Source organism: Rhizobium sp. BK196 (assembly GCF_014193255.1).
In the GTDB taxonomy this organism is placed as follows: Bacteria; Pseudomonadota; Alphaproteobacteria; order Rhizobiales; family Rhizobiaceae; genus Rhizobium.
Window position 1 is genome coordinate 486,139 of sequence record NZ_JACHZB010000001.1, and the last position, 24,359, is coordinate 510,497.

The following is a 24,359-nucleotide window of genomic DNA, read 5'->3' on the forward strand; positions in this document are numbered from 1 at the left end:
TGGAAACGGTGCGGCATATCCCTTCTCCACGCCGGATGTAACCCGAGCAACCTTGCGGATGCGACCACGCCAGGAACTCACCCTCTCGTTACTCATTGGTCGGCTCGGGTACATGACGAGAGGCCCATTCGAACGCTTCGTCGATAGCCGCAAACTTGACCGCCTGCCAATGTCGGTAGTCTCGGACTAGCTTTGCCCCGATCCAGAAATTGCCGCGCTCACCGTCGACGTCCCATCCACAAGCATCGAGCAACTGGGCACGGTCGAAGAGACGCCGCGCATGGGTTCGGGAGATGGCGTAGCGCTTGAAGAAGTCTCCAATGCGCAAAGGGCCGACAGGCATGCGCGCTTCCAGCTCCTTTTCCGGCGGCACCCGAGACATCAGGTCGTGCAGGATGTTGCTGCCGGAAGCAGTTCGAACGAAAGCGTCTACGCTCTGCGGAGGGCTGGCCCATTCCGGATCGTGAAAGAGGCTCTGGGCCATTCTTGGCTGCGCATACCACAGCAGGCGCCGATCGGCCGATGACCGCGAGAACCGCGTGCCCCGATCGAGCATGTCGAGCGATTTCAGATGTTCATCGAACCATTCGCGGATCAAGGTTTCCGCAGTTTCGGAAATTCTGAGCTGACGAACGCGCCTGTCCCCGCTTTCATGAGTATCGAGCAGGAGACCGTAATTGCGCATCTCCGCAAGATGCGCGAACGCCGTGTTCTTGGAGGCAATGCTACTCTCGGCGATGAGGGCCTTCAGCTTGGCGGCAGTAAGGCCCGAATGAGACGGTGACGTGACGCGCTGAAAATGAAAAGCCAGAATGGATTGCGTCAGCAACCATCGTTTCATATCTGCGGTATAGCGCACGATACGAGGCGCGGCATCGTGCATGGCGATGAGCTTCAGCGCAGCATCCTTCAAAGCGAACGGATAAAGGCGATTTTCCACAATGGCTTCGACGGTTAGAATCACCGTCGCATCGGTGGCGCAGCGCATTGCGGTTGATACGGAAGTCAACGGATCTCTCTAGGCAAAGTTTGAATTGGGCAAGTTACGGCCTGAGCGATCTGCACCATGTCTCTTAAAATTGAATTGCAACGGGCCGAAAGCCCCACAAAAGCGTAAGCCAGAGGTCTGGTCTCGCAGATCGCGAAAGCGGTCCTGGACCACGCCGCAGCAATTCGACGATCACGCATCCGATACCGGCCGTCCAAAAAGGCCTTGAGCTATGTTTTCCAGTTCTATCGGCTTTTCGCAGAGAATATAGCCGCCAAATCGCCCCGGAATGACGGATGGATCGTAAGCGGTGGCGAACACGAAGGGTATGCCGAGTTCTTCGAGGCGTTCTGCCACGGGAAAGACCAGCGCATCGGACAGAAAAACATCGAGAATGGCGGCATCGATCTGCTGATCTTTGATAAGGGAGAGCGCATGGTCGACACGTGGTGTCGGACCGATCACGATCGCGCCGAGCTTGGTAAGCTCTTTCCGCGCATCCTCTGCAAGCAGAAACTCATCTTCTACAACCAGAACTCGCTTTCCGGCAAAAAGGGAACTGTGGGGAAAGCTGGACTTCAACGGCTCACTCCACCTGTTGCTAATTGAGCGGGAAAGAGAGATTAACGGTCAAACCATCGGGATCGAAATTAGTTTCAACCTGCCCTCCGAGCCGGTAACCGATTTCCCCCTGCATCAGCGACATTCCAAATCCATCCGCCTGCGGTTTCTTGACGGCCGGGCCGCCGCGTTCGCTCCAGTCGAGGATGAAAGAATGGTTTTCGAGCTGCCACCGGACATCGATACGGCCCTCGCCATTGCTCAAGGCTCCGTATTTGGCGGCATTGGTCGCAAGCTCGTGGACGACCATCCCGAGCGCAAGCCCGCGCTGGGGATTGAGCTTATATTCCGGTCCGTCGAGCGTGATCCGTTCCGCGCCGAATGGCGTCAATTCCTGGCTTATCAGCTCCTGCACGGAAGCTTCTTTCCAGTGTTCGCGTGAAAGCAGGCCATAAGTCCGCGACATGGCTTTCAAGCGGCCGACGAAGGCTGCGTGAAACGCCTCCGGCGAAGCAGAAGATTCCAGCGTCTGGGTTGCGATGCTGATAGTCACCGCGAGCATGTTCTTGACGCGATGATTGAGCTCCGAGATCAGCACCTTCTGGTGCTCTTCGGCTTCGGCCAGCGTCGTGACGTCGATCAATGTCACGATCACGCCATCGATCTTGTTGTTGTCGCCGCGATAAGGAATGAGGCGCGCCAGGAAATGACGCCCCTGATCGTCGCGCTGAAGATGATGATCGCGCTTTTCCCCCAAAGCGAAAACCTCGGCGATATGGTCCTTCAGTTCCGGATAGTCGATATCGCTGGAAAGTTCGGTCAGCGGCCGGCCGACATCGGATGCACGCAGTTTGAAAAAATTCGACGCCGTCGGCGTGAAATTGCGGATGACCAGATTGCGGTCGAGGAAGATCGTTGCGATCTGCGTGGCGTCGAAGAGGTTTTTCAGATCGTTATTCGCGCGGTCAAGTTCCTCGATCTTGCTGTTGAGTTCGGCATTGATCGTGTTGAGCTCTTCGTTGAGGGACTGCATCTCCTCCTTGGAAGCCTCGAGCTCCTCGTTGGAGGATTGCGCCTCTTCGTTGACCGATACCAGCTCCTCGTTGGAGGACTTCAGCTCTTCGAGCGCAGTCTCATATTCCTCGATCGTCGACTGAAGGCGCTCGCGTGTGTCGCGCAGTTCCCGCTCGAGGTCTGCCGTGCCTTCCAGGTTTCGCTGCGCGCGTTCGGCTTCCGAGCGCGCCTGCGACGGTCCAAGCGTTTGAAACAGAACGACATAAAGTGCTTCGCCTGACCCGCGATTACCGAGCGGCTCAACCGCCAGCGACACAAGCTGGACGCGGCCGTCATCGTCATCCACGACGATATTTTCCTTCGTGACACGCTGCCTTGACGACGCGCATTCGCGCAAGGCGGCCCTGAGATCGAGCCGCATGTCGCGCCGTGCCATGTTGATCAGCTGGCGGCTCGGCGCTCCCTGCGGCACTTCCAGAAACTTGCCCGTGCGCCCGGACGTATAAACGACATCACCGTCAGCATTCACCACGACGTGAGCGGGCGCAAACGATTCGAGCACTTGCGCTTCAACCGCCTGGCGCAATTGCGCGCCACCAAATCCGCGCGACTCGATTCTGGCGGACGTGGGGAAAGGCGTATACCGCTCGTCCCCGGTTAGGATCGGAACACGGTACGCATTGGCATGTTCCCGCGCCTGAAAGATGCGGTTCTTCTTGTCGACGGTGGTAAAGAGATCGCCGTGCTGACCGATCCCCTCCGAAGTGCCGAGAAAGAGATAGCCGCCGGGTTTCAGCGCATAGTGGAATGTCGGGATCACCCGGTTCTGTATGTCAGGGCCGAGATAGATCAGCAGGTTGCGGCAGGACACGAGGTCCATGCGGGAAAAAGGCGGATCGCGGATGACGCTGTGCGGCGAGAAGATGCACAACTCGCGGATGCTGCCGCTGACGACGAAACTGGCGCCATCGCTACCGAAATACTTTTTCTTGCGCGCGCTTGAAACGCCTTCCAGCAGCACTTCCGGATAGCGGGCGGTCCTGGCGATCTGCAGCGCAGGTTCATCGATATCAGTCGCAAATATCTGCACCCTCGGCACCTGCGACAGTTTCTCCATATGCTCGCGCATGAGAATTGCAATCGAATAGACTTCCTCGCCCGTTGCGCAGCCCGGCACCCAGACGCGCACCGTATCGGTCGCTGTTTTGCCGGCAAACAATTCCGGAATCACCTTTGTATCGAGCAGAGAGAATGCGTCAGCGTCACGGAAGAAATTGGTGACGTTGATCAACAAGTCGCCGAAAAGCTTCGAAACCTCATCGGGATCCTGCTCCAGCGAGTCAACATAAGCCTCGATGGTCTTCAATTGCCTGACCTGCATGCGCCGGCGCACCCGCCGCAGGAATGTCTTGGTCTTGTACCCGGAAAAATCATGGCCGGTCTGATTGCGAAGGATCGAGTAAATGCGCTCGCGGGCCTGTTCGAGATCTCCAGCCTTGTTCTCTCCATCGGCCTCTCCGACATCGGAAAGAAGATCGAAGCTGCGTGCGAAGGCTACCAGCTTTTCACCCATTTGCTCGGCCGGCAGGGCGAGATCGATGAGGCCGCTCGCAATGGCGCTTTGCGGCATATCCGGATTGCGGGGACCCGAGCCATCGGCAATCTGAGCGATCGTCAGGCCGCCGCGCTCCTTGATGGCCTTGACGCCGAGCGTCCCGTCGCCATCGCCGCCGGACAGAATGACACCGACGGCAAATTCGCCCTGGTCTTTCGCAAGCTCGCCGAAGAAGACATCGATGGGCTTACGTTCCCTGGAATTGATGTCGAGCGGCTTGACGGAAAGCACGCCGTTACGAAGGCTCAGCACTACATTTTCCGGCATGACGTAGACTGTTTCGGGAACCACCATTACCCCATCGGCGGCAAGCACCACCTCCATGTCGGTATAGCGGGCAATGACTTCGTGCAGGCGGCTTTCGCGCCCCGGATTCAAATGAGTCACGATGACGAACGCCATGCCGCAACGTTCCGGCAAGCCCTGGAAGAAGCCTTCCATGGCAGGGATACCGCCCGCCGACGCGCCGATGCCGACGATCGGAAATTTCGGATTTGCCTGTGCCATGTCGCCGCTCCTCAAGACCGGAGATCGCGGCCCTTCCCTTCGTAGAATTAGGGTGCAGGCCTGTCTTTGGCAATCTCCATTTACTCGCGGAACTTCTGCCTTATTTTCTCTGTCTGGAGCCATGATGAGATGGAGCGCTCAGGTGGAAGAAAAACTGGGCCATGTGCTGGTTGTCGAAGACGAATACCTGATAGCGGCCGATCTCGTGGAGGCTCTCGAACAGCACGGGGCAACCATCGTCGGCCCGTTTTCAAGCATCGCACATGCCAAGGCAGCAATCGAAAGCGCTTCCGAACTCGATGGCGCGGTGATCGATATCAATCTCAGGGGAGAATTGAGCTTTCCTATCGCCGAGATGCTGCGGCAAAGGCACATTCCCTTCATATTTACGAGCGGCTACGACCATCTCGTCATCCCCTCGTCTCTCTCCGAGGTGCCACTGGTGTCGAAGCCCGCCGAACCCGGCGAAATAGCGGGATTGCTTGCAAGCCTCATCAGCAAGGGACATCAGACGCTTCAATGACCACGGACCGCCGGCCCAGCGAGAACCCCAGAGAACCTTAAGCCAGAGGCTTCGTCGCACAGATCGCGAAGCGGTCCTGCACCATGCGCTCCAGCCCGCGCAGGAAGGGCATCTTGCGCGCCTGCGCCCAGTGAATGTCGGAGAGCTTGCGATCGACGACGATATTGTCGAAGCCCGCCTGCCGCAGCAGTTCGACGATCGCTTCCGCCGGCATCTGGTCCGAGAAGTAGACGTGCGAGCGGATCGCCTGATGGCGGGCCATCATCTCCGGCTTCATGTGGCTGGCAGGCGCCCTGCCTGTCAGCCTCGTCCAGACTTTCTGCAGCCCCTTCACCCAGGTTTCCTTGCCCATATTGCCGTCGACGATCAGCACCTTGCCGCCCGGCTTCAGCACGGAGAACCATTCGCGGAAGGCCGAGGGCGGATCGACCAGCGTCCAGACGAGATGACGGTTGGTGATCACGTCGTAGCTATCCTTGGGTTCCATGGTATTTTCCGCGTCGCCCGAGACGAAACGGATATCGGTGCCGCGCTTTTTCGCCTTGGCGCGCGCCTGCGCCAGCATCGCATCCGACCAGTCGAGCCCGGTCACCTTGAAGCCCGCCCCGTGCATGAGATGAGAGATAACCGCCGTGCCGCAGGCAAGGTCGAGCGCCGCACGTCCCTGCCCCTCGCCGAGATGCTTGCGGATCAGCCGCTGCCAGCCTTTTCGCTCGGCTTCGGAAAAGATTTCGTGGCCGACGCTCTCGTCGAAGGTCGCTGCCCTTTCCGACCAGAAATCCCGGATTTCATCGCGAATGGAGTAGTTCGTGTTCATCATATTCATCGTCTGCACCCAACGCCGGACTTACTTTGGAAAAGCTCTAAAACATAAAACTTGATTCCAAAACTCAGTTTTTCTATGCCTCGGGAAATAACCGAGGACGGAGAGACTTTCCAGATGAATTTTATGAAATTGCTTGCACTGGTCGCGGCCGCGGTTGCGGTACTGCTGCCGTTCTCGGTCTTTGCCGATCCTTTCACCATCAAGGATGTCGCCGGCCGCGAGGTCACTTTCGACAAGCCGGTCGAACGCGTGATTCTCGGCGAAGGCCGCATGCTCTATGCCATTGCTCCGATCGAGAAGGACGATCCCTTTGCCAAGATCGTCGGCTGGCGCAACGATCTCTGGACCACCGACAAGGATGGCTTCAACGCCTACGTCGAGAAGTTTCCTAAGGGTAAGGACCTGCCCTTTCTCGGCAACCTGACGGACGGCACGCTGCAGACGGAGACCGTCGTCGCTCTCCACCCAGACCTGATGCTGCTGCCAATCGGCAACAAGAAAGCGGCCGACGAGGTGAAGCTCGAGGAGATGCTCAGCAAGATCGGCGTTAAGATCGTCTATATCGATTTCCGCGAACACATCCTCGCCAATACCGAGCCGAGCCTGAAAATCCTCGGCAAGCTCTTCGGCCATGAAGACCGCGCCGAGGCCGTCGCCACCTATTGGAAAGAGCAGATGGCGCGCGTCACCGACAAGCTGAAGGAAGCCAATCCGAAGAAGCCCAACGTCTTCATGTATCGCGCCGCCGGCCTCGTCGAATGCTGCGGCACCTTCGGTCCTGACAATTTCGGCCTGATGGTGGATTGGGCCGGTGGCCACAATCTCGGCTCCGATTTCCTGCCCGGCTATACCGGCTCGATCAATGCCGAACAGGTCGTCGCCTCCAACCCTGACGTCGTCGTCGTCACCGGCTCGAATTGGAGCCAGACCAAGGACGCCAAGGATTTCGTCAATGTGGGCCCGGCCGCTGCCGGTACGATCGACGACAGCCGCAAGGCGCTCGACGCGCTGGTGCAGAACCCGGCCTTCACCGGCTCCAAGGCCGTTGCCGATGGCAATGTGCATGCGATCTGGCATCAGTTCTACACGAGCCCGTACCAGTTCGTCGCCGTGCAGCAGATGGCCAAGTGGTTCCACCCGGATCTCTTTGCCGATCTCGACCCGGATGCGACCTTCAAGGAATTCCACGAGAAGTTCCTGCCGGTTCCTTATCAGCCGGGTTACTGGGTCGACGCCAAGGCCGGAAAGTAAGGCCAATGGCAGAGATCGTCGCCATGCCGATCGAAGCCGAGGAAGGCAGGGCGCGTTACCGCGCCCTCGCCCGCCGCAAGCTTTTGATCCTCGTTGCCATGACGGCAGCGCTCTGCCTGTCCTTCGCCATCGATCTCGCCTGGGGTCCTGCCCGCTACGGCCTCGGCGAAGTCGTGACCGCGCTCTTCGATCCAGACGCCGTCTCCGCGCAGATCCGTACCGTCGTCTGGGATATCCGCATGCCGGTCGCCATCATGGCGATCGTCGTCGGCGCCTCGCTCTCGGTTGCCGGTGCCCAGATGCAGACGATCCTTGCCAATCCGCTGGCAAGTCCCTTCACGCTCGGCATTTCCGCCGCCGCAAGCTTCGGCGCGGCACTCGCCATCGTCACGAGCGTACCGATCCTGCCGGTTGCGGCAGGCCTCTTGGTACCGGTCAATGCCTTCGTCATGGCGCTCATCGCCACCCTCTTCATCCATTTCATCTCGCAGGCACGCGGCGTGTCGGTGCAAACCGTCGTGTTGCTCGGCATCGCGCTGGTCTTCACCTTCAACGCGGCGCTCGCCTTCCTGCAATATCTCGCCTCTGAACAGGCGCTGTCGGCCGTCGTCTTCTGGACCATGGGCAGCCTCACCAAGGCCACCTGGCCGAAGATCTGGATCACGCTCGTCGTATTGCTGATTTCGCTGCCGCTCTTTGCCCGACACGCCTGGGCGCTGACCGCGATCCGCCTCGGCGAGGACAAGGCGGCAAGCTTCGGCGTCAATGTGCGCCGCATCCGGCTGGAGACGATGCTGATCATCTCGCTGCTGGCTGCCGTGCCCGTCAGTTTCGTCGGCACGATCGGTTTCGTCGGCCTCGTCGGCCCGCATATCGCCCGCATGATCCTCGGCGAAGATCAGCGCTTCTTCCTGCCGGGCTCGATCCTCTCGGGCGCGCTGCTGCTCTCGCTGACGTCAGTCGTCTCGAAGTCGATCATTCCGGGCGTCGTCTTTCCGATCGGTATCATCACCGCACTCGTCGGCGTGCCCTTCTTCTTCTCGCTCATCCTCTCGAACAGGAGCCGCTCATGGTAGCGCTTCAACTGCAGTCGGTCGGCGCCTATCACGGTCGCAAGCTCTTCGTCGAAAACGTCACGACGCCGAAGCTGACTGCCGGCGAGCTCGTCGCCGTGATCGGCCCGAATGCCGCCGGCAAGTCCACCCTCTTCAAGCGCATCACCGGCCTCCTGAAAGGGCCCGGAAACGTGCTGGTCGAGGGTGCAAAGACCAGAAACGCGATCAGCTACATGCCGCAGGACACTTCGGCCAATGCGGTGCTGACGGTCTATGAATCGATCCTGCTTGCCCGCAAGCAGGGCCAGTCCTGGGGCGTTGGCGATCAGGATCTGAGGCTCATCGACGACATCATGAAGGCGCTGAATATCGAGGCCATCGCCTTCCGCGACCTTGGCGCTCTCTCCGGCGGCCAGCGCCAGCTCGTCTCCATCGCCCAGGCGCTGGTGCGCGAGCCCGAGATCATGCTGATGGACGAGCCGACCAGCGCGCTCGATCTTCACCGCCAGGTGGAAGTGCTCGATTTCATGCAGCGCCAGGCCCGCAAGCGCGGCATGATCGTGCTGATCGCCATCCACGACCTGAACCAGGCGCTGCGCTTCGCCGACAAGGTGCTGGTGATCCAGAACGGCCGCATGCTGGCCTGCGGCAAGCCGCGCGAGGTCGTCACCGTCGACATGCTGCGCGAGGTCTACAAAATCCACGCCCGCATCGAGAAATGCTCTATGGACCACGACCACGTCATCGTCGACGGTACGGCGCATTAGGGTGTTCCCAACACCCTTGAAGTGAGCACAAAATATCGTCTTATCGGATTTAATTGTGATTGACGCCCTCAACTAAAACTGGCAGCCACTCCTTCATTCAAGTCGCAACAGGCTCGGGCATACAAGCGACTGATCGGCTGATGAAGAGAGACGGAACAGTATTGGTTGGAGGCACATATGGCATCTAATAGAGCGCGATGGAGTATGGTTGCCGGACTAGTCGCAGCGCTGATTGCGACACCAACGCTGGCGATCGACTCTGTAAAGCTACAGTCAATTCGCTCATCGCTGTCTCTGGAGGAAATCGTCGCATTTGCCATGTCGAAATCGACAGCGCCAATTCTCGACATCGACAAAACAATCGAGATCAACATCGTCATCAATGCGAAGGGTATGGAGAGGGGCGATGTTCAAGCTTTGCAGCTCGAGTTTTTGCGCGTGTTTTTTGGGCTAATGGCGTACGCAGACGTGCGTCTCAATTTTGATGCCAGCCAATCGATAAATTATTCAGCTGGAACACCATATGCGCCTTTCGGTGATCAGAACCGGCCTTTAAACACCCAGACCTTCGAAGTGTTCGTTGATCGTGATGCGCTCAAGCTGGCAAAATTAGGGCAGATAACAGTGCACGATATCGACACGCTTCGAAGCAAACCGGACACGTTGGAATGCTACCACGAGCGCCGAAAAGGATACCCGACTATCAGCGTAGTGGTCGACCGCGATACTAATCCGGTAGGCTGCCTTTACACAGTCCTGTTGCAGTCGATCGGAATTGAGCTACCTTTCGGCGGGGTTGCAGCAACATATCGCGCCGGGGACCTTCCCGGCTTCAGACGCAATGCCGAAATGGCGGCAGCATATGCCATTCATGAGTGTCGATCTCTCATAGACGAAAAAAATCAGTTCGAAAAATGCGTGAGGGGAGTTTTTGGCAATGGGAAGTTGTGACCGTTACCTTAGACCCGACAATCAAAGTTGGCGTCCCAGTTGCCAATTGGATCCAGTTCGGTCACCGGCGAGTTCAGGGGGAATACCGGGCTCACCTATGTAAGGCTAGGCAATCCAGCGCGAGCCTAATCGCTGCGTTAGGTTAGAGCATCGGGCCGAAAGGTATAAAGTGGTTTTCGGATAATGCGATGCTTGAACAAAAAACCTAAAGCAGCGGAGATGATTCTGTTTTCCCTTCCGCCGCAATAAGGGCGCGCGCCCAACTTCAGACCATTATCGACCGCGCGGCAGGGTCTGCTCCTGCCGCATCCCATCCACGTCCTGCGCCTGGCGAAGCTCGCGTTCCGCACGCTCCTCGGATTCCTCCACTGTGCGGTGATGTCCGGTCTGCATGATATCGTCACGCAGTTCCTGATCGAGCGGCGCTTCGTCATCGAGATCGTAGGCGCGAACGCCGGGCGCGTCCGGATCGAGCCGGCTGGTAACACCTCCGGTCGGCGCGGCCGGACCGGCCGCTCCGGCTGCAAAGACGTCGTCCTGCACAGCGCTTGCCTGCCGGGCACGCTCGGCGTCGTCAGCCTCACGAGCCCGGCTCGCATCATATCGCGATGCCGCGAGGGTTTCGTTCGACTTGTTGATATTCCAGCCTTCTGCGCGCCAGAGGTCCGCACGCTCATCCATGTCGATGCAGCCTTCGTCGTCGAGAATGTCATGAGCGATACCGTAGGTCGCATCGTCAACCTCGACGGAGATCAGAAAGCCGCCACGCCGCAGGCCTTCGGCATAAACCGATCGGTCTTCATCCGGAAACAGCCAGTCCTCCAGCTTCGACCAGAAACCACCGCGGTCGTCGCCGGCAACGCCGGCCTTGTCGCCATCGGCTTCATATCCCGGCATCATTCTGACACTGGTGATACCCAGGTTCTTCAGCCGGTCGATTGCGCGATCGGCGTCGTCACGGCTGTCGAAGAAAGCGGTCAGCGTGCTGCGGCCCTCACCGCCTGAAAATTCGGGGGCGCTGTCATTACGAAGATTGCTCATGGGGTTCCTCCTCCAGGTCTTTCCTCTCCGCAAACGGGCGAAGAAGCTTGAGGTTCCAGATGATACCTGAAGCCGTCAAAATGCTACTTAGGCAAGCAATTCGATCCAGGAGAAACCGGACCTCCATCGATATCGATGCCCTCGGCCCCAAGAGCACCGCGCCTGATGATATCAGTGGCTTGACGATCTCCTCCCCTCCGCATGCCGGGTGGTGATCCGGCTCGTATGGCGGGTATAAGTCTCCACGCCCAGAATAACCGGAACACCGAATGAAGACCGTCCGCATCGCCGCCGCCCAGACCATTGAATACCGGGAAAATGTCGAGGCGGCCCTGACATGCGCGCTCGACATGATCCGTCAGGCCGAAGCGGAGGGTGTGCGGCTCCTTTGCTTTCGCCGCCGATCGCTAGGGCGTGGTCGCACTGCTGGATCTCTAACCGGATCGGTTGGATCTCTTGACCTCTTTCGCGGCAACTTCTATTTTGACCACATATGGTCATATTAACCGGAGGCCGCGATGTCGACAATAAGTGTGGCTGATGCCAAGGCCGGTTTTGCCGGTCTGGTGGAAGCAGCAGCAAACGGAGAATTCGTGACGATCACGCGCCACGGCAAACCCGCTGCGGTGCTCGTTTCGGTCGAAGCCGCCGAAGCCGCAAAGAAAGCTCTGAATAAACCTCGGCCAAATTTCGGAGATTTCCTGCTCACCTTTCCCGGTGGCGTTGAGCTGGAACGGAATCCCTCGAAAATGCGAGATGCTGATCTGTGACCGCGTATCTTCTCGATACGAATATCATCAGCAAGTTCGCGCCGGACAAGACCCCGCCTTCCGTTCCTGTGCGGGCATGGTTCCACGAGCAAGGCGAGGCCGACGCGCTCTTTCTATCCGCCATGTCGGTCGCGGAGATCGAAAAGGGAATGCGAAACCTGCACCGTCGCGGCGGGATCGAGCGCGCAAAACGCCTCGCCTCATGGCTGGACTTTATCACTGAGAGTTTCGGCGATCGTCTTCTGCCAATGGATACCGTAGTCGCGCGGATCGCCGGGGCACTGGAAGATGAGGCCGCGAGCCAAGGGCACAATCCCGGCCTTGGCGATATCATTATCGCAGCCACCGCACGTGCCTATGACCTCACCGTAATCACCGAAAACTCCAGGCATTTCCGGCCGCTCAACGTTGCCGTCGATCTTCCGGCGGCGTTCCGGCCGGAATGATCATCACCCCCATCACGCGTTCGTTACCGCCCCGCCTGTAACAACTCGTCCTCCGCTTGCGAATACCCTGACGTGCCCCGCCGAAAACAGGGGCGTTACGAGCAACGGAGACTATCCATGTTGAAGACTTCCATCAGCACTGCCCTTCTTGCCGGCGCAATCACCTCCGCCCTTGCCAGCATGGCAGGCGCCGCCCCGCTGACCAAGGCCGAGGCCGCTGCTGCAACCGCTGCCCACAAGGAGAAGTGCTACGGCGTTGCGCTGAAGGGCCAGAACGATTGCGCTGCCGGCCCGGGCACGACCTGCCAGGGTACCTCGGTCAAGGACTTCCAGGGCAATTCGTGGAAATTCGTCCAGGGCGGCACCTGCGCCAAACTTGATCTGCCCGGCGGCCGTCATGGCTCGCTGAAGCCGCTGGAACGCGACATCTAAGCCGGCACAAAAATCAGGAAAGCGGAGGCGAACTTGGCAAACGTCAGCATGATGGCGAACCTTCCCATGGAGACGGAAAGCACCCTCCGCTTTCCGACACTTTCGGTTGCCGGCCTGGCCGGTACCAGCTTCAAGCCGGAGCATCTTGCGGCAATCTCAGCCGTATCGGGCCGGGAGGGCTTCTTCGAAGTCCATGCCGAAAATTATATGGGCGCCGGCGGCCCGCCGCATCGCGCGCTCGAAAGCGTACGCCGCGACCACCCGATTTCATTGCATGGCGTCTGCATGTCTCTCGGCGGCCCGCAGCCGCTCGACAAGGATCATCTCAAGCGTTTCAAGACCCTCGTCGACCGTTACGAGCCGGCGCTGGTCTCCGAGCATCTCGCCTGGTCGACGCATGTCGACACCTATCTGAACGACCTGCTGCCGCTGCCCTATACGGCTCAGACGCTTGCCCATGTCTGCGATCACGTCGATGAGATGCAGAACGCGATCGGCCGGCCGATCCTGCTCGAAAACCCGTCCACCTACATCCTCTTTTCGGAATCCTCCATGAGCGAGACGGATTTCATCCGCGAGATTTCATGGCGAACCGGCTGCGGGCTGCTGCTGGACATCAACAACGTCTTCGTCTCCGCCACCAATCACGGCTTTTCGGCGCTGGAATACCTGCGCGATTTCCCGCTCGCCAAAGTCGGCGAGATCCACCTTGCCGGCCATGCCGAACAGGAGGATGACGAGGGCGAACTGCTGCTGATCGACAGTCATGACGGACCGGTCGCCGATGCCGTCTGGCAGCTCTATGAAATCGTCATTGCCAGGTGCGGACCGATTCCGACGCTAATCGAATGGGACAGCAAGATCCCCGACTGGCCGGTGCTGCGCGCCGAGGCGCTGGCCGCGCAGGCAATTCTCGACCGGCATAGCACTGAGAGGGAGACCTCCCATGCGCTCGGCTGACATCCTGCCGATCCGGCAACCCGCGCCCGATTTTGCTGGCCGGTTCTCGGCAGCACTGCTTTCCCCCGATGCCCCGGCCCCTGACCTGGTCACCGGTCCGCGAGGCAAGCGGGCCGAGAAACGCTACAATGTCTACCGCAACAATGTCACCGTCAGCCTGATTGCGGCGCTGTCGTCGATCTTCCCGGCGGTAGAGCGCATCACCGGGGCGGATTTCTTCCGCGCCATGGCCCGCTTTCATGTGCGCGAAACACCGCCCGCCTCGCCGCTGCTCTTCGAATACGGCCAGGATTTCCCCGATTTCATCGACCGCTACGAATATGCCGTCGACATGCCCTGGCTTTCGGATGTGGCCCGCATCGAGCGGGCCTGGCTGGACGCCTATCACGCCGCCGACGCGCCCGCCTTGCGCGCCGAAACCCTTGCCGCCATACCCCAGGAGAATCTGGGCGCGGCGACATTCCGGCCGCATCCGGCAACGCGAGTGGTTTCATCTGACCATCCCGCCGTCACCATTTTCGCCATGAACCGCGGCACGGGACCGGTCAGCCGCGTCGACGATCACCCCGAAGACGGGCTGATCACCCGTCTCGACGACGAGGTCACCGTGCGCCTCCTGCCGCCAGGCGGTGCGGCTTTCTTCAACGCCCTTCTATCAGGCGAATGCCTTGCCGCCGCTGTCGCAGCCGGCCTCGACGCCTGTGCCGCTTTCGATCTCTCTGCTGCCATCGGCGAGATGATCGCATCAGGCGCCTTTTCCGCTATCGAACTGGAGATTTCCAATGTCTGATACGCTTCACTCCATGCCTCACGATGGGCCTCACAACGAGCCCCGCAACGGCGCTCTCTCCCCGCTGGCGAGGCTGGCGGCGACGGCTGACAGACTTGTCCGCGCCGTCGCCCAGCCCGATCTCGTTCAGGCTGTTCTGCGTGTGGCGCTCGCCGTGCCCTTCTGGCGCTCCGGCATCCTGAAATGGGATGGCTTCCTGCAATTGAACGATACGGCGATCGATCTCTTCACCCAGGAATTCATGCTGCATCTGCCCGGCGGCCCCTATCCCTTCCCCGCGCCATCAGTCATGGCCTTCCTCTCCGGCTGTGGCGAGATCATCTTCCCGACGCTCCTCGTCTTCGGTCTGGCCACCCGCTTTGCCGGCCTCGGCCTGCTCTTCATGACTCTCATCGTCGAACTGACTGTTCCCGATGGCTGGCCGATCCACATCACCTGGGCGGCGATGGCACTTGCCATCATGCGCTACGGCCCGGGCCGCCTGTCGCTCGACCATCTGATTGCGCGGATGTCAGGCGCTGCCAACAGCTAGAATTCACCGCAGCCTGCACCGACACAAATACCCGTCCGGCTCCGCATTGAGCCGGGCGGCTTTTGCGCTTTGTTGCCGTACTCCTCTTGCCGTCTGCCTGCCGATGCGTTCAATAGGCGCCGACGCCGGCTTTGCCTCACGTACCGCGTCATCAAAATTTTCAGGATGACGGTAACAAACACGTGGCCCCGTGCGTAGAGATGAGTAGCGGATGAAATATTCGGCCCGTGAAGAGGAATGGGCGGCATGGATGCGCGCGGCAATCGCCGGCGACGCGCTGTGCTATGACCGTTTCCTGAAGGCCGTGACACCCTATCTGCGTTCGATCGCGCGCAGGCGCTGCGACCAGTTCGGTGCCCCGCCGAGCGAGGTGGAGGACGTGGTGCAGGAAGTGTTGCTGGCAGTGCATCTGAAGCGTGGGACCTGGGATATCTCGCGGCCAATCGGCCCGTGGCTGTCCACCATCGTGCGCAACAAGCTGATCGACAGCCTGCGCCGCCGTGGCCGCCATGTCAGCGTGCCGATCGAGGATGTGATGGAGACACTGGAGGCCGACCACCAGGAAGACGGCGCTGACCGCATCGACGTCGAACGCATGCTGGACGGTCTGCGCGATCCGCAGCGCGAAATCGTCCGCTCGATCTCGCTCGGTGGCGCCGGTATCCGCGAAACGGCGGAGCGGCTACAGATGACGGAAGGCGCCGTGCGAGTGGCGCTGCACAGGGCGCTCAAAGGATTGGCCGCCCTCTATCGGAGCAACACGCGTGAAAACGGATGACCTGATCAACATGCTGGCAAAAGATGCGCGCGTCCGCCTCCGCTTCGGCCGCGTCTTCCTGATCGCGCTGGTCATCGGTGTGGTGATATCAGCTGCGCTGCTGCTCTCGACTATCGGCATCCGCAAAAACATGGCTGAGATGATCGAGACGCCGCGCGTCCTCTTCAAGCTCGGCATCACCCTGCTGCTCGCCCTTACCGCCACCCGCCTAGCCTTCCGCATCGGCAAGCCCGGCGTCTCGCTGCGCTCTGCGGCCTTGACGCTCATCTTGCCGCTGGCGGTTCTGATTGCAGGCATCGTGACCGAACTTCTCGTCGTGCCGCAGGCAGACTGGGCAAGCCGCATGGAGGGACAGTTCTCCGCCTTCTGCCTGTTCTTCGTGCCGACGCTCTCCATTGCCCCGCTCGCCGCCATCCTCTATTCGATCCGCGAGGGCGCCCCGGAAAATCCGGGCACGGCGGGCGCGGTTGCGGGCCTTGCCGCCGGCGGCATCGCGGCCGCCATCTATGCCTGGCACTGCCCTGACGATAGCCCGCTGTTTCTGGCGACATGGTATTCGATCGGCATTCTCGCCGCGACGGGAGCCGGCTTCCTGCTGGGCCGAAAAATTCTCCGCTGGTAGCAGCGGCGGCAGAAAAATCATCCGGCGCCGGGAACTTTCGGCCTCGATCTCAGTCCGGTACGCGGACCGCACGGCGCACTTTCCTTTGATAGAACCATGCACCACACGATGCGTCGTGCGATCCAGCTGCCATTTCCCAATTTGGCCCGCTTCGGCGGGCCTCTTTCCAGCCCTCAACGGCGACGCTTTAACGTGTCCGCTTGCCTGTCAACACCTGCCAGGCGAGCCGCAGCGTATCGAGACGGGAGCGAATGCGCTCCTGTTGCGGGATGGCTAGCCGGTTGCGAAAATCGGCAAGCGCCTGGGCTTCGAGCCTGCTTCCCAATTTTTCCGGCAGATGCGGCACGGGCGCGCCCGTCAGCCGGTCGATAACGGTCCAGTCGTCGTCGTTCCGGCGCTCGATGTCGTAGCGATTCATGATGGTAGGATATCTCTACATTAGAGGATGCGGACGACAAGAAAAGCGGCTTTCTGATGCACTTGCAATCGCCAAAATGTGAGCAAACGTCAGAAAATACGTTCATGGTCAAAATTGCGTTGCCGACCCGGTGTCACGCGCTAAGTTTCCTTGCTCTGAATCTGTCGAAGCGCTTGCGAACCTTTGCCGGCCTGGCCTTCAGTTCGGCCTTGGCATATTCCAAATCCAGGAGAGGCAGGGGCCGGGCGTTGATCTCGCTGATCTTGGCCCCAAGCGCGGCAAGACCCATCACGATCTCGTCGAACATCCTTGCTTCCCCCTGCCTGGCTTCCTCTTGCCTGGCTTCCATGTGGCCCCTCCTCCACTGCGGTTCCCTCTCGGTCACTACGGTAGCATTCGATGAAATCTGAGACCAATGCCACATTGGAGCTAGCCCGAATGAACCTCATTTGCCGTCTTTTCGCCATCGCCGCGACATGCATTGATAGCAATACGGATTTATGATGCCGCAAGCGCCGGAAGCAGCCACGGGAGGATACCATGCGCGAGATGACACCATCGGAAATGCTGAAAGACCCGATGATCCGCCAGATGCTACGCGCCGACAGGATCACCCTGGCATCCTTTGCGGCCCTGCTCGACGCCGCCGCCCGTCAGCACGCCCGCCCCGAAAGCGACAAAGCCTTTGCGATGTCGAAGAGGTCGGACAGCTGGAACGTCGATGCGGCGGCCTATATCTGATCAACCGTTTTCCCGATGCCCGTCCGACTCCGGGCACCCCTGAGGCCCGCTCCCAAGTGAGCGGGTCCTTTTTGTTTGCGGAGGCGCAGGCCTTCGATGACCGAATACCTGATAATGAAGGCGGCAGGCCCTCATGCATGCCTGCCGCCTCCCACCTCCGAGCGTCCGCCGCCCAGCGCTCAAGGAGGGAGGGCCACAATAGCTCCGCATTGTGGCCTTTAGGACAGTTTGTCAGGAAGATATTGCCGGTGTCATCGGGCCGCCACATCACCCATCTGGGGCAGCCCGATGGCTTTGGGCATATGTCGTTGAAAGTCTTGGAGGAGATCGGTCCCCCCCTGTGGATAAGCTGTGGAAACATTGTGGATTACAGGCCGGATGCAGGCGCAGGACCGCGTCGGACGTTGCCATTTCGTTCCAAATGCGGTGTTCTAACACTGCCTGCGTCGGCCTCCGCCGCAACTGACGCCGACGCAGCCATAGGGCGCTCCGACTTGAGGTCGTGGAGCGCCCTTTCTTTCTAGCGTGGCAGACATGTCACGCGCTCAAGATTCAGGCAAAGCGCAATTCCGAATTTCATAATTCGCGCGTATAGTGTGTTCAAGGTCTCCAATCTCCGTGCCTTGAGGGGTCGAGGACAATGAACTGGAACACGTCATCGGTATTCGCACCGGTCGGGCTGGTCTTGCGCGGTCGGGAGACGCACACGGTCGTGCGCACGCTTGGCGATGCCGCATACCTGCTGATCCGGGACTGGCCTTTCGACGACGGCGAGGAGTACATGATCGCCGTCAAAGCCTGCATCGATGCCATCTGTGGAGAAGTTGCTCCGGAGCAATTCCGGGAGGCGTTTTTACGCGCCGCCGACGAGGCGGGTATCGCCGCGCTGACCATCGTTCATTGATGGGCGTCCGTTGGGGCAAATGGCGCAGACCGCATTGATTTTCTCGTCAAAACCGTCTTCTGCTCGCGGTATGACACGCGCAGAAAGACATCTGAGGCAATGAAGGCAGCAGTAATAACAGGCGTCATCGCCGGAATGGTCTTCAGCGGGGCTTCCCTCGCGCAGTCAGCCTCCGACACCTCTCCGCCGCTGCCGGACTATGTCGCTACCATGCAATCCCTCGACAAGAATGGCGTGCCGATCGATCCCACAACCACCGTTATCCATCACGACGGCATGTTTCGCAGCGAAACCCGGTGGGATGGACTGACAAGCTTCGGCTACGGACCGGACAGAAAAGATCCGGTGCTGCGCTGGAGCCGGCAGACGGATGGCGAGATCACGCAGATGGAACTCATCGGTTCAGGTCAGAAGCTGGACGCGACTGTCGCAGACGTCTCCCGACCACTCGCGGAACGGTCAACCGTTGCCGGGCAGGATTGCCTATGGCGCGAGACTGTGGAAAAGGCGCCGCCGTTGGGCTCGATCGAGCCGGGCGAACTGAACTGCGTCACCGATGATGGCATTGTCATCGAAACGAAGCTTTTGGCCGGTGAGAGTGTCCCGATCTACCATACTCGCCTCGCCAGTCTCGAACGCCGCGCCGTGACATCGTCGGAGCTACGCCCGCCACAGGAGATTTTGAGCCCGGACTTCTGGCTGCGACCGATCCGCAGCCATGAGCCCGACCCTTCCCGGCCCGATTTCGAGATGACGCTCGAGAGCCCGGCTGGAATTAACGTCCGTTTGCTGCGGCATTTTCCCTGGCGCTATGAGGAAAGCCGCGGCAGAAACGGCACGATCCACACGATCATCCAGAACGAGCTCGACGATCAAGGCATCTGGTATCGGCAAAGCAGCGGAGATCGGCGCATCACCGCCTGGCGCTCGTCGGAACGTGAGTCTCCGTCCGTGCAAGCCGGCCAGACAACCGGAAAGGTTTCTCTCGGGAAAACGGACACGATCCTCGGCGAAACATGCGAATGGTTTGATCTGGTCCCGCACGAGACGCACGGCGAAAACCAGGCGTGCCTCACACAGGATGGGATACCATTGAAAGAAGAGGTCAGGATAAAGGTTTCGACCACCTCTTATACGGCAACATCGTTTCGCCGCCGCCCGGTCGACTTCTCGGAAATGCGCCTGCCCTCGGCGCTCTTCCCGCCAGCTGAATGGGGGCTTCCGGCGCTACAGTGACGGCGTCAGCGGGAGCGTGGCTTCCCTACTTCCCAGACGCGGCAAGACAGGACCGGATGCGGGGCGCAACCCCACACTTTTCCAGACCAAAGTCTTTCATGCACGCCCGCTAAAATCACCTTGCATCCGGCAGACGGCATGAAAACATAGGAAATAGGCATACCCCTTGTCGCAATCGCCAGAGCACTTTCGTCTTAAAGCAGAACCACGTCTTACAGATATGGATACAGGAACACCATGACCAGTGAACCCTTGCTTTCAGAGATCGAAGAACAGGCCGAACTGCCGGTCGAAGACCATAGCGCCCGCAACAGGCTGGTGATAGGCCTGCTGCTCGTCTCCGCCTTCGTGGTGATCCTCAACGAAACCATCATGGGTGTGGCGATCCCGCACCTGATGGCCGATCTCAAGATCCCCGCGAGTTCCGCCCAATGGCTGACCTCGGCTTTCATGCTGACCATGGCCACCGTCATCCCCGTGACAGGCTTTCTCCTGCAGCGGCTGAACACGCGTCCGGTCTTCATCCTCGCCATGTCGCTCTTTTCCGCCGGCACGCTGGTCTCCGCGCTTGCCCCCGGCTTCCCCATGCTGGTCGTCGGCCGCATCGTCCAGGCCTCAGGCACGGCCATCATGATGCCGCTCCTGATGACCACGATCATGAACCTCGTGCCGCCGCATTCGCGCGGCAAGACGATGGGCAATATCTCGATCGTCATCTCGGTCGCGCCGGCGATCGGCCCGACGATTTCGGGCCTCATCCTCTCCTCGCTCGACTGGCGCTGGCTCTTCCTGCTGGTGCTGCCCATCGCGCTTGCGGCTCTCGCGCTGGGTGCTGCGAAAATCGAGAACGTCACCGTGCCGTCGAAGGCGCCGCTCGATGTTGTCTCGGTCATACTCTCGGCCATCGGCTTCGGCAGTTTCGTCTTCGGCATCAGCGAGCTCGGTGCGCCCGAGACAGGCGCGACGCCGCTCGATCCCCGCGTCATGCTCGTCGCCGGCGCCGCCGTCATCGCCATCTTCGTCTGGCGGCAGATCCATCTTCAGAAGCACGAGAGGGCGCTGCTCGACCTGCGCACTCTGCAGACGAAGACCTTCACGATCGCCGCCGGCATGATGGCGATCCTGATGATGTCGATGTTCGGCGTCTTCATCCTCATACCGATCTACCTTCTGTCCGTGCTTGGCCAAACGACCCTGACGGCCGGCCTGCTGCTTCTGCCTGGCGGCCTAATCATGGGCCTCTGCGCTCCCTTCGTCGGCAGGCTGTTTGACCGCTACGGCCCTGCCCGGCTGGTCATTCCCGGCGCGCTCCTGTTCAGCTCCGTCATGTGGGGTCTGACCTTCCTCACCGTCATGACTCCGATCTGGGTCGTGCTCGGCTTGCACATCGTGATGAGCATCGGCCTTGCCCTGATGTTCACGCCGCTCTTTACCGTCAGCCTCGGCTCCCTGCCGCCGAACCTCTATTCCCACGGCAGCGCCATCATCGGCACCACCCAGCAGGTCGCCGGTGCCGCCGGCACCACGCTCTATGTCGCCATCATGACCTGGCGCGCCGGCATCCTGACTCAAGGGGAAGCAGACGCCGCTACGGCAACCGTCGGCGGCATGCAGTCGGCTTTCCTCGTCGGCGCGATGATTTCGCTGGCGGCCGTGCTGGCATCCTTCTATGTCCGCCGCCCGCCCGGCCAGCCCGAGGGGCAGCCGATGGGCGGGCATTGAACGCAAGGAGCTATTGCGCGTAATAGCCAGGCTGGTCGAGATCGTCGAGCAGGCCCCGGCAGGTCGGCTGCCAGCCGAGCAGCCAGCGCGTATGGGCGCTGGACGCCGCCATGTTCGTTGCCGCCATGGTGGCAAACCAGCCGAAATGTTCGCGGGGGCGAGACTCCACCGGCAGGCCGAGCTGGCGCCCGATCACTTCGGCGATCTCCCGGAACGGCACCGCCTCGTCGGCGACAGCATGATAGGCGGCTTCGGTCACGCCGCTTTCGAGCGCCAGGCGATAGAGGCGGGCCGCATCCAGCCGGTGCACGCCCGACCAGCAATTCCTTCCATCGTCAGGATAGGCGGATACGCCGGTTTCCCGGGCAATGCGCACGAGGATCGGGATGAAGCCGTAATCGCCGATGCCGTGCACGCTCGGAGCAAGCCGCATCGTCGCCGCACGGATCCCCTGCCCGGCAAGCGCACGGGCAGCGGCTTCCGACTTGCGTGGCGACGCCGGGTTCGGCAGGTCCGCTTCCGTGGAACCCCGCGGAAAGCCCAGCAGGCCCGATGTGACGATGAGCGGGCAATCCGACCCGGCCAGCGCATTCCCGAGCGCATGGATCGCGCGCTCGTCCTGCGCCGCATTGTCGAGAAATTTCGAGAAGTCGTGGTTGAAGGCAGTATGGATCACCGCATCAGCCTTGGACGCGGCCTCGGCGAGAAGGTCGAGATCGTTGAGCGATCCCGGAACGACCTTTGCGCCGATGATCGCGATGGCCTTTGCTTTTTCAATCGAGCGGACAAGCCCGCTGACCTTGTGACCCGCGCGGATCAGTTCCTCGACGATAGCGGTGCCGACCCAGCCGGTCGCACCCGTTACGAATATGTGCATTGCTGCGATCTCCATCGCCGGGCTGCCGTCAGGCAGCTGGTGTTGAGGTTATTGCGTTGTGCGGGAACTAGTCGAAGTCAGGCCACGCGCATCGACAGCTCGATGTCATCGGCGAAGGGCGTGGACATGTATCCGCTCGTGGGCGAACGGACATGGTCGAGATATTGGGGGGAGTCATCGGCATCGTCGGCAATGACGAGCGCACCGGGCCGCAGCCGGCTTTCGACCAATGCCAGCACCTCTGGATAGAGCGACTTCGCCCCGTCAAGCAGAAGCAGGTCGATACTGTCAGGAAGATCGCTACTCAATGTCTGGAGCGCATCGCCTTCTCGGATCTCGACGAGATCGGCAAGGCCGGCATCGACGAGGTTCTGGCGAGCCCGCGCAACCTTCGAAACCTCGAACTCGCTGCTGATCAGCCGCCCGCCGCCATTGTTGCGAAGGGCCGCGGCAAGATAGAGCGTCGAAATGCCGAAGGATGTGCCGAACTCGATGATAGTCCTGGCATTGGTGCTGCGCGCTAGCATGTAGAGCAATTCCCCTGTCTGGCGCGAAACGGGCAGCCACAGATCCTTCAGGCGTCCGTAGAAATCGAGATATTCGGTCTTGCTGTACAGAAGCCGTTCCCGCTCGTCGCGAGAGAGTGCGGCCATGACCGGGCTGGTGGCTCTGTCTGCCTCGGCAAAGAGCTGATCGAGAAGCGGCGCGAGCGGTGCGCTTGTGAGGGTGTTCATCGGAGAGATCCTTCATTTCAGATGGCTTGCCTTCGAAATGAAAATACGAATAATCCGTCGCATTCGCTAATCGCATTTGCGGAACGCCAATATGGCCCATCGTCCAAACCATGGAATTTCCTCAAGAAAATTGCCGAGACAGGCGCGCTCGAACGAGCTCGTAAACGCCATTCTGCAGGCCGCTGTTCAGGTTTTGGCGCAGGAAGGCGCGCAGCGTTTTACGACCGCTCGCGTAGCCGAAAGAGCCGGCGTCAGCGTTGGCTCGCTCTACCAATATTTCCCCAACAAGGCGGCCATCCTGTTCCGGCTGCAGAGCGACGAATGGCGGCAAACTTCGAATTTGCTGGGCGAAGTTCTGGGCGACGAGACCCGCCCGCCGCTCGACCGGCTGCGCTCCCTGGTCCACGCCTTCATCCGCTCCGAATGCGAGGAAGCCGCCGTCCGCGTCGCGCTGAACGATGCCGCCCCCCTCTATCGCGACGCCCCCGAAGCGCAGGAGGCTCGGGGCGCCGCCGATGCCATTATCGACCAGTTCATGCGGGAAGCGCTGCCCGATGCCTCGGACGCAATCCGGACCATGGCCGCAGACCTGATCATGACGACGATGAGCACGGCCGGAAAGGAGTTTTCCGAGGCAGCGCACGACGAGAACGAGATCTCAGCCTTCGCGGACGCGATGGCGGACATGTTCTGCGCTTATCTCCGCAGCCTGAAGTAGGCAATTAGGTGATATCACGAGCGGCGGCTATCTTCAGCGCCTTGGGAACCCTTCGCATCTGATCCGACGTCCAGCGGCGTTTTCGCGCTATGGCTCACGGCTCAAGCTCAGCATCGTGCGCCTTCTTGAGCGCGTCGCATCCGCCGAGTTCTTTAGCGGCTGTCGATGCCCATTCCCGCACCTGTTTATCGGACAGCTTCAACTTCGAATTTCCATCCTGCGCGAGAAGCTTCAGGCTAGCGCTTTCTATGTAACCGATGCCCTTCTGTATCTCGATGTAGATCTCGGTTCCCGGACCACAGCCTTGCTTCTCGACAGATCCAAGGAACCGCGGCCCCATCGGCATCGGCTTTGCCCCACAATACTTCTCTGCCAGAGCATGCATCATCAGCGCATACTGAAGTCCCATGAAACGCGACTCAATCGGTTCATTGGGCTTGAAGCTAGTTCTGCAATAGTTGGGCGATTGAGCACGCGCGGATACGATCGGCAGCGACACCAATATCGCTATACAGAAATAACGAAACAAACCGCTTCCTTTCATTGCTCGAACCGTTGCGAGCCCAGCCGACCGGCAACC

General features: G+C 60.2%; 29 protein-coding genes. 19 read left to right on the forward strand and 10 right to left on the reverse strand.

Going from position 1 to position 24,359, the window contains the following annotated elements; all coding sequences use genetic code 11:
• Positions 1-88: 88 nt before the first annotated feature.
• From FHT78_RS02660 to FHT78_RS02670, 3 genes are all read right to left on the reverse strand, one after another.
• Positions 89-1,009 (reverse strand): hypothetical protein, encoded by a 921-nt coding sequence (locus tag FHT78_RS02660; RefSeq protein ID WP_246715069.1) that lies wholly within the window; start codon positions 1,007-1,009, stop codon positions 89-91.
• Between the two features lie 171 nt (positions 1,010-1,180).
• Positions 1,181-1,570, reverse strand: coding sequence for a response regulator (locus FHT78_RS02665; RefSeq protein ID WP_183740166.1), 390 nt, complete (start codon positions 1,568-1,570; stop codon positions 1,181-1,183).
• 19 nt (positions 1,571-1,589) lie between these two features.
• The gene (locus FHT78_RS02670) at positions 1,590-4,685 is read right to left on the reverse strand and encodes a CheR family methyltransferase (protein ID WP_183740168.1); all 3,096 of its coding nucleotides are present in this window, start codon (positions 4,683-4,685) and stop codon (positions 1,590-1,592) included.
• 142 nt (positions 4,686-4,827) lie between these two features.
• On the opposite strand from FHT78_RS02670, the gene FHT78_RS02675 reads away from it, so the two are divergent.
• Positions 4,828-5,208 carry a response regulator gene (locus tag FHT78_RS02675; protein WP_183740171.1) on the forward strand — a complete coding sequence of 127 codons (381 nt, stop codon included), beginning with the start codon at positions 4,828-4,830 and terminating at the stop codon, positions 5,206-5,208.
• Positions 5,209-5,245: 37 nt separating this feature from the next.
• Here FHT78_RS02675 and FHT78_RS02680 read toward each other — a convergent pair whose 3' ends face one another.
• The gene (locus FHT78_RS02680; protein ID WP_183740174.1) at positions 5,246-6,034 is read right to left on the reverse strand and encodes a class I SAM-dependent methyltransferase; all 789 of its coding nucleotides are present in this window, start codon (positions 6,032-6,034) and stop codon (positions 5,246-5,248) included.
• Between the two features lie 114 nt (positions 6,035-6,148).
• Between FHT78_RS02680 and FHT78_RS02685 the strand changes: the two genes are divergently transcribed.
• The 4 genes from FHT78_RS02685 to FHT78_RS02700 all read left to right on the forward strand — a co-directional run bounded on the left by FHT78_RS02685 (position 6,149) and on the right by FHT78_RS02700 (position 10,058).
• On the forward strand, positions 6,149-7,285 hold the full coding sequence (locus tag FHT78_RS02685; protein ID WP_183740178.1) for an ABC transporter substrate-binding protein: 1,137 nt from the start codon (positions 6,149-6,151) through the stop codon (positions 7,283-7,285).
• Positions 7,286-7,290: 5 nt separating this feature from the next.
• Entirely contained in the window at positions 7,291-8,361 is a 1,071-nt protein-coding gene (locus FHT78_RS02690) for an iron ABC transporter permease (RefSeq protein WP_183740181.1), read from the forward strand.
• On the forward strand, positions 8,355-9,107 hold the full coding sequence (locus tag FHT78_RS02695) for an ABC transporter ATP-binding protein (RefSeq protein WP_183740183.1): 753 nt from the start codon (positions 8,355-8,357) through the stop codon (positions 9,105-9,107). Before FHT78_RS02690 ends, FHT78_RS02695 begins: the two co-directional genes overlap by 7 nt.
• Positions 9,108-9,284: 177 nt before the next feature.
• Positions 9,285-10,058 carry a hypothetical protein gene (locus FHT78_RS02700; RefSeq protein WP_183740186.1) on the forward strand — a complete coding sequence of 258 codons (774 nt, stop codon included), beginning with the start codon at positions 9,285-9,287 and terminating at the stop codon, positions 10,056-10,058.
• A gap of 273 nt (positions 10,059-10,331) precedes the next feature.
• Here the strand turns inward: FHT78_RS02700 and FHT78_RS02705 are convergent, their stop codons facing one another.
• Entirely contained in the window at positions 10,332-11,099 is a 768-nt protein-coding gene (locus FHT78_RS02705; protein WP_183740189.1) for a hypothetical protein, read from the reverse strand.
• 269 nt (positions 11,100-11,368) lie between these two features.
• Here FHT78_RS02705 and FHT78_RS29225 point away from each other — a divergent pair, with 269 nt between their 5' ends.
• The 9 genes from FHT78_RS29225 (at position 11,369) to FHT78_RS02750 (ending at position 16,429) form a co-directional block, all read left to right on the forward strand.
• Entirely contained in the window at positions 11,369-11,605 is a 237-nt protein-coding gene (locus FHT78_RS29225; RefSeq protein WP_246715071.1) for a hypothetical protein, read from the forward strand.
• A gap of 12 nt (positions 11,606-11,617) precedes the next feature.
• Complete coding sequence (locus tag FHT78_RS02715; protein WP_183740192.1) at positions 11,618-11,869, forward strand: type II toxin-antitoxin system Phd/YefM family antitoxin; 252 nt, start codon at positions 11,618-11,620, stop codon at positions 11,867-11,869.
• Positions 11,866-12,315 (forward strand): type II toxin-antitoxin system VapC family toxin, encoded by a 450-nt coding sequence (locus tag FHT78_RS02720; protein WP_183740195.1) that lies wholly within the window; start codon positions 11,866-11,868, stop codon positions 12,313-12,315. Before FHT78_RS02715 ends, FHT78_RS02720 begins: the two co-directional genes overlap by 4 nt.
• A gap of 117 nt (positions 12,316-12,432) precedes the next feature.
• The gene (locus tag FHT78_RS02725) at positions 12,433-12,747 is read left to right on the forward strand and encodes a DUF2282 domain-containing protein (protein ID WP_183740198.1); all 315 of its coding nucleotides are present in this window, start codon (positions 12,433-12,435) and stop codon (positions 12,745-12,747) included.
• Positions 12,748-12,798: 51 nt separating this feature from the next.
• Positions 12,799-13,707 carry a DUF692 domain-containing protein gene (locus FHT78_RS02730; protein WP_183741818.1) on the forward strand — a complete coding sequence of 303 codons (909 nt, stop codon included), beginning with the start codon at positions 12,799-12,801 and terminating at the stop codon, positions 13,705-13,707.
• Entirely contained in the window at positions 13,694-14,497 is an 804-nt protein-coding gene (locus tag FHT78_RS02735) for a DNA-binding domain-containing protein (protein WP_183740201.1), read from the forward strand. Before FHT78_RS02730 ends, FHT78_RS02735 begins: the two co-directional genes overlap by 14 nt.
• Positions 14,490-15,029 (forward strand): DoxX family protein, encoded by a 540-nt coding sequence (locus tag FHT78_RS02740; RefSeq protein ID WP_183740203.1) that lies wholly within the window; start codon positions 14,490-14,492, stop codon positions 15,027-15,029. Before FHT78_RS02735 ends, FHT78_RS02740 begins: the two co-directional genes overlap by 8 nt.
• A 211-nt stretch (positions 15,030-15,240) precedes the next feature.
• Positions 15,241-15,807, forward strand: a complete 567-nt coding sequence (locus FHT78_RS02745; RefSeq protein WP_183740206.1) for a sigma-70 family RNA polymerase sigma factor — start codon at positions 15,241-15,243, stop codon at positions 15,805-15,807.
• Positions 15,794-16,429 (forward strand): DUF1109 domain-containing protein, encoded by a 636-nt coding sequence (locus tag FHT78_RS02750; protein ID WP_183740209.1) that lies wholly within the window; start codon positions 15,794-15,796, stop codon positions 16,427-16,429. Before FHT78_RS02745 ends, FHT78_RS02750 begins: the two co-directional genes overlap by 14 nt.
• A gap of 187 nt (positions 16,430-16,616) precedes the next feature.
• On the opposite strand, the gene FHT78_RS02755 is transcribed toward FHT78_RS02750, so the two are convergent.
• Positions 16,617-16,847 (reverse strand): hypothetical protein, encoded by a 231-nt coding sequence (locus FHT78_RS02755; RefSeq protein WP_183740212.1) that lies wholly within the window; start codon positions 16,845-16,847, stop codon positions 16,617-16,619.
• 133 nt (positions 16,848-16,980) lie between these two features.
• Positions 16,981-17,196 (reverse strand): hypothetical protein, encoded by a 216-nt coding sequence (locus tag FHT78_RS02760; RefSeq protein ID WP_183740215.1) that lies wholly within the window; start codon positions 17,194-17,196, stop codon positions 16,981-16,983.
• A gap of 191 nt (positions 17,197-17,387) precedes the next feature.
• Here FHT78_RS02760 and FHT78_RS02765 point away from each other — a divergent pair, with 191 nt between their 5' ends.
• From FHT78_RS02765 to FHT78_RS02780, 4 genes are all read left to right on the forward strand, one after another.
• On the forward strand, positions 17,388-17,588 hold the full coding sequence (locus tag FHT78_RS02765; RefSeq protein WP_183740218.1) for a hypothetical protein: 201 nt from the start codon (positions 17,388-17,390) through the stop codon (positions 17,586-17,588).
• A gap of 640 nt (positions 17,589-18,228) precedes the next feature.
• On the forward strand, positions 18,229-18,492 hold the full coding sequence (locus FHT78_RS02770; protein WP_183740220.1) for a DUF982 domain-containing protein: 264 nt from the start codon (positions 18,229-18,231) through the stop codon (positions 18,490-18,492).
• A 99-nt stretch (positions 18,493-18,591) separates the two neighbouring features.
• Complete coding sequence (locus FHT78_RS02775; protein ID WP_183740222.1) at positions 18,592-19,728, forward strand: hypothetical protein; 1,137 nt, start codon at positions 18,592-18,594, stop codon at positions 19,726-19,728.
• A gap of 237 nt (positions 19,729-19,965) precedes the next feature.
• A complete protein-coding gene (locus FHT78_RS02780) occupies positions 19,966-21,450 on the forward strand; it encodes a DHA2 family efflux MFS transporter permease subunit (RefSeq protein ID WP_183740225.1) in 1,485 nt (494 codons plus the stop codon).
• Between the two features lie 10 nt (positions 21,451-21,460).
• Here the strand turns inward: FHT78_RS02780 and FHT78_RS02785 are convergent, their stop codons facing one another.
• Together FHT78_RS02785 and FHT78_RS02790 are read right to left on the reverse strand one after the other, a co-directional pair.
• Positions 21,461-22,327 (reverse strand): SDR family oxidoreductase, encoded by an 867-nt coding sequence (locus FHT78_RS02785; protein ID WP_183740228.1) that lies wholly within the window; start codon positions 22,325-22,327, stop codon positions 21,461-21,463.
• A gap of 77 nt (positions 22,328-22,404) precedes the next feature.
• Positions 22,405-23,061: a class I SAM-dependent methyltransferase gene (locus tag FHT78_RS02790; protein ID WP_183740231.1), complete on the reverse strand. Its 657-nt coding sequence runs from the start codon at positions 23,059-23,061 to the stop codon at positions 22,405-22,407.
• 91 nt (positions 23,062-23,152) lie between these two features.
• Between FHT78_RS02790 and FHT78_RS02795 the strand changes: the two genes are divergently transcribed.
• Positions 23,153-23,779, forward strand: coding sequence for a TetR family transcriptional regulator (locus FHT78_RS02795; RefSeq protein ID WP_183740233.1), 627 nt, complete (start codon positions 23,153-23,155; stop codon positions 23,777-23,779).
• Positions 23,780-23,873: 94 nt separating this feature from the next.
• Here FHT78_RS02795 and FHT78_RS02800 read toward each other — a convergent pair whose 3' ends face one another.
• Positions 23,874-24,308 (reverse strand): hypothetical protein, encoded by a 435-nt coding sequence (locus FHT78_RS02800; protein WP_246715073.1) that lies wholly within the window; start codon positions 24,306-24,308, stop codon positions 23,874-23,876.
• Positions 24,309-24,359 lie beyond the last annotated feature (51 nt).